The sequence below is a fragment of the Streptomyces sp. NPDC058459 genome (assembly GCF_042721685.1).
GTDB lineage: Bacteria > Actinomycetota > Actinomycetes > Streptomycetales > Streptomycetaceae > Streptomyces.
In genome coordinates this window covers 1-3,741 of the sequence record NZ_JBHXLV010000344.1, presented here as the reverse complement: position 1 = coordinate 3,741, position 3,741 = coordinate 1, and the positions used below count along the sequence as shown (strand labels likewise).

Genomic DNA, 3,741 nt, shown 5'->3' with positions numbered 1-3,741 from the left:
GTCCTGCTCCAGGGCTACAGCTCGTACGTCATGCGGGGCACCGCCAGCTCCACCCGGCCGGGGAAGGTGGCGCGGGCGTGGGCGAGGTTGACCTCGGGGTCGGTCCACGGGGGGATGTGGGTGAGGACCAGCATCCGGGCGCCCGCGCGGGTGGCGGTCTCGCCGGCCTCACGGCCGTTGAGGTGCAGGTCGGGGATGTTCTCCTTGCCGTGCGTGAACGCCGCCTCGCACAGGAACAGATCCGCGTCCCGCGCCAGCTCGTCCAGCGCCTCGCTGACCCCGGTGTCCCCCGAGTACGTCAGGGACTTGCCCCCGTGCTCGATCCGGATGGCGTACGCCTCGACGGGGTGCCGCACCCGCTCGGTGTGCACGGTGAAGGGGCCGATCTCGAACGTGGACGGCTTGACCGTGTGGAAGTCGAAGACCTCGCTCATGGAGGACGCGGACGGCGTGTCCGCGTACGCCGTGGTCAGCCGGTGCTCGGTACCCTCGGGGCCGTAGACCGGGATCGGCTCGCAGCGGCCGCCGTCGTGCCGGTAGTAGCGCGCCACGAAGTACGCGCACATGTCGATGCAGTGATCGGCGTGCAGATGGCTGAGGAAGATCGCGTCGAGGTCGTAGAGACCGACATGGCGCTGCAGCTCGCCGAGGGCGCCGTTGCCCATGTCGAGAAGCAGCCGGAAGCCGTCGGCCTCGACGAGGTAGCTCGAACAGGCCGATTCCGCGGAGGGGAACGACCCCGAGCAGCCGACGACGGTGAGCTTCATGGAGCGGAAACCTCCGTTGGCAGAAGCGGGTCGGGGAGCGGCAGGGCATGGTTGTGCGGTTCGTCGAGCGTAAGGCGCGAAAGCGCGGGTCGCTCCTTCGCCCGGGGCCGTTGTGGGCGAACTCACCTGTGCTGTCACCGGTTCGGCTGGTTAGGGGGCGCGTGAGGATGACTCAAGGGCGCGCGGCACCCGGCGCGCGCCGGTAACGTCCTGCGCATGGACACGACCTGGTGGCCGGCGCTGGTGGCGGTGCTCCTGCTGGCCCTGCTCGCCACGCTGGTGGACGGCTGGGGACGGGGGCACCGGCAGCGTCGTGGCCGCCGACTCCCGCACGCCGAAGAGGAGTTGACGGACCGTCCGCGCCCCGGTGACATCTGGTGGGCCGAGCCCGCCCCCTGCCTGGTGCTGGCCGTGCGCGACGGGCGGGCCACGGTCGCGCGGATCACCGGCCGGGGCGCGGAGGAGCGCCCCGGACTGATCCCGCTGCCGGGCGGCGTCCTGGGTGAGGGCCCGCGCTTCCTCGACCCCGGAGCGGTGTACGAGGTGCCCGTGGGGGATCTCCGGCACCGGGTCGCCGAGGCCGATCCGGCCCTGTGGGACCGGGTGCGGCACCTCGCCGGTTAGCGGACCTGGACCGTCACCCGCCAGTGCTCCGAGGCGCGGGCCGAGGTCAGTTCGACGGTGCCGGCCTTCTCCGCGCGGTACGCGGCGTTCGCGTCCCCCGGCCGGATCACGAGGCCCGGGTTGATCGGGGTCAGCGCCCCGCCCTTCGCCTCGACCGGCTTCCACGGGCGGGCCTTGTCGCCGTCGAGGGAGAGCCGCAGCTCACCGCCCTTGTCCAGGCACAGGGTGCGCCCGGAGTCGGCGGCGGTCAGCCGGAGCGCGCTCACGCACTTCACCCGGAGCGGCGCGGGCGACGCGGGCGGGCCCGCGGCGCCCCCGTCCGTCGCGCAGCCCGCGAGCAGCAGGGCCGCCGCGAGCGCGGCGAGGGTGAGGGGTGTCGTACGGCGCATGGGGTCCGCCTCTCCGTCCGGGGCCGGCTGGAGCACCGGCACCACTGGTACCGGTGTGACGCGCGCCCGCCCCGAACGGCTCCCGCGCGGGGGAGCTAGGCCCAGAGCTGGCCCTGAAGGGTCTCGACGGCCTCTTCGGTGGTCGCCGCCGTGTAGACCCCGGTGGAGAGGTACTTCCAGCCGCCGTCGGCGACGACGAAGACGATGTCGGCGCTCTCCCCCGCCTTGACCGCCTTGTGGCCCACCCCGAGCGCCGCGTGCAGCACCGCGCCGGTGGAGACGCCCGCGAAGATGCCCTCCTGCTGGAGGAGTTCACGGGTACGGGCCACCGCGTCGGCCGAGCCGACCGAGAACCGGGTGGTGAGCACCGAGGCGTCGTACAGCTCGGGTACGAAGCCCTCGTCGAGGTTGCGCAGGCCGTACACCAGGTCGTCGTAGCGCGGTTCGGCGGCGACGATCCGCACGTCCGGCTTGTGCTCGCGCAGGTAGCGGCCGACGCCCATCAGGGTGCCGGTGGTGCCGAGGCCGGCCACGAAGTGGGTGACGGAGGGCAGGTCGGCCAGGATCTCGGGGCCGGTGCCCGAGTAGTGGGCGCCCGCGTTGTCGGGGTTCCCGTACTGGTAGAGCATCACCCAGTCGGGGTGCTCGGCGGCCAGCTCCTTGGCGACCCGGACGGCGGTGTTGGAGCCGCCCGCCGCCGGGGACGGGATGATCTCCGCGCCCCACATGCCGAGCAGGTCGCGGCGCTCGCGGGAGGTGTTCTCCGGCATCACGCACACCATCCGGTAGCCCTTGAGCCTGGCGGCCATGGCGAGCGAGATGCCGGTGTTGCCGGAGGTGGGCTCCAGGACGGTGCAGCCGGGGGTGAGCCGGCCCTCCTTCTCCGCCTGCTCGATCATGTGCAGCGCGGGCCGGTCCTTGATGGAGCCGGTCGGGTTGCGGTCCTCCAGCTTGGCCCAGATCCGGACCTCGGGGGACGGCGACAGCCGCGGCAGGCGCACCAGGGGGGTGTTGCCCACCGCGGCCAGCGGGGAGTCGTACCGCATGTGATCAGGCCATGCCGCCGGCCACGGCCGGCAGGATGGTGACGGTGTCGCCGTCGGACAGCTTGGTGTCGATGCCGTCGACGAAGCGGACGTCCTCGTCGTTCAGGTACACGTTGACGAAGCGGCGCAGCTGCCCGCCGTCGACCACGCGGCCCTGGATGCCCGCGTGCCGGGTCTCGAGGTCGGCGAACAGGTCGGCGAGGGTCTCCCCGGTGCCTTCGACCGCCTTCCGGCCGTCGGTGTACTGGCGGAGGATGGTCGGGATGCGGACCTCGATGGCCATGGTTGCGGGCTCCTGTTCGAAGGTGTTCGTCGGGGCTGCGGCTCGGTACGTCAGCAGGGGGCGCGCACCGCAGTCAGAACCATGGGTTCATCGTATCGATTCCCGGTCCACCGGCCGGAATCCCGTCCCGGATGGCGGACGGTTCGCGACCGGGGAGTGGGATCAGTACGCCGCGACGACCTTGATCTCCTCCTCGGTGACCTCGCCGTCCAGGATGCGGAACGAACGGAACTGGAAGTCGCCCAGGCCGTCGGCGTCCGCCGTGGAGACCAGGACGTAGTGCGCGCCGGGCTCGTTCGCGTAGCCGATGTCGGTGCGGGAGGGATACGCCTCGGTCGCGGTGTGGGAGTGGTAGATGACCACCGGCTCCTCGTCCCGGTCGTCCAGCTCCCGGTAGAGCTTCAGCAGGTCCTGGGAGTCGAACTCGTAGAACGTGGGTGAGCGGGCGGCGTTCAGCATCGGGATGAACCGCTCGGGGCGCCCGGTGCCCTCCGGCCCGGCCACCACACCGCACGCCTCGTCGGGGTGGTCCTCGCGGGCGTGGGCGACGATCCGGTCGTACAGGTCCTGGGTGATGGTCAGCATGCGGGCCAGGATAGGGGGACGGGCCGTCCCGTACCGGGGTGCGGTAC

At 72.1% G+C, this 3,741-nt stretch carries 6 protein-coding genes; 1 reads left to right on the top strand and 5 read right to left on the bottom strand.

What is annotated here, in order from left to right; genetic code table 11:
- Window positions 1–14: 14 nt before the first annotated feature.
- Entirely contained in the window at window positions 15–767 is a 753-nt protein-coding gene (locus ACFWN1_RS32240) for an MBL fold metallo-hydrolase (protein WP_384369967.1), read from the bottom strand.
- A gap of 216 nt (window positions 768–983) precedes the next feature.
- Here ACFWN1_RS32240 and ACFWN1_RS32235 point away from each other — a divergent pair, with 216 nt between their 5' ends.
- On the top strand, window positions 984–1,391 hold the full coding sequence (locus tag ACFWN1_RS32235; protein ID WP_384369964.1) for a type II toxin-antitoxin system PemK/MazF family toxin: 408 nt from the start codon (window positions 984–986) through the stop codon (window positions 1,389–1,391).
- On the opposite strand, the gene ACFWN1_RS32230 is transcribed toward ACFWN1_RS32235, so the two are convergent.
- The 4 genes from ACFWN1_RS32230 to ACFWN1_RS32215 all read right to left on the bottom strand — a co-directional run bounded on the left by ACFWN1_RS32230 (window position 1,388) and on the right by ACFWN1_RS32215 (window position 3,694).
- Window positions 1,388–1,780 carry a hypothetical protein gene (locus ACFWN1_RS32230; RefSeq protein WP_384369961.1) on the bottom strand — a complete coding sequence of 131 codons (393 nt, stop codon included), beginning with the start codon at window positions 1,778–1,780 and terminating at the stop codon, window positions 1,388–1,390. The genes ACFWN1_RS32235 and ACFWN1_RS32230 overlap by 4 nt on opposite strands.
- Before the next feature lie 95 nt (window positions 1,781–1,875).
- Window positions 1,876–2,826, bottom strand: a complete 951-nt coding sequence (locus ACFWN1_RS32225) for a PLP-dependent cysteine synthase family protein (protein ID WP_384369958.1) — start codon at window positions 2,824–2,826, stop codon at window positions 1,876–1,878.
- Between the two features lie 4 nt (window positions 2,827–2,830).
- A complete protein-coding gene (locus ACFWN1_RS32220; RefSeq protein WP_384369955.1) occupies window positions 2,831–3,109 on the bottom strand; it encodes a MoaD/ThiS family protein in 279 nt (92 codons plus the stop codon).
- 162 nt (window positions 3,110–3,271) lie between these two features.
- On the bottom strand, window positions 3,272–3,694 hold the full coding sequence (locus tag ACFWN1_RS32215) for a Mov34/MPN/PAD-1 family protein (RefSeq protein ID WP_384369970.1): 423 nt from the start codon (window positions 3,692–3,694) through the stop codon (window positions 3,272–3,274).
- Window positions 3,695–3,741: the final 47 nt, after the last annotated feature.

What these genes read in the sequence shown, in the direction of transcription:
- ACFWN1_RS32230 (WP_384369961.1), bottom strand. Translation starts at nt 1,780, where the DNA reads ATGCGCCGTACGACACCCCTCACCCTCGCCGCGCTCGCGGCGGCCCTG.
- ACFWN1_RS32235 (WP_384369964.1), top strand. Translation starts at nt 984, where the DNA reads ATGGACACGACCTGGTGGCCGGCGCTGGTGGCGGTGCTCCTGCTGGCC.
- ACFWN1_RS32225 (WP_384369958.1), bottom strand. Translation starts at nt 2,826, where the DNA reads ATGCGGTACGACTCCCCGCTGGCCGCGGTGGGCAACACCCCCCTGGTG.
- ACFWN1_RS32220 (WP_384369955.1), bottom strand. Translation starts at nt 3,109, where the DNA reads ATGGCCATCGAGGTCCGCATCCCGACCATCCTCCGCCAGTACACCGAC.
- ACFWN1_RS32215 (WP_384369970.1), bottom strand. Translation starts at nt 3,694, where the DNA reads ATGCTGACCATCACCCAGGACCTGTACGACCGGATCGTCGCCCACGCC.
- ACFWN1_RS32240 (WP_384369967.1), bottom strand. Translation starts at nt 767, where the DNA reads ATGAAGCTCACCGTCGTCGGCTGCTCGGGGTCGTTCCCCTCCGCGGAA.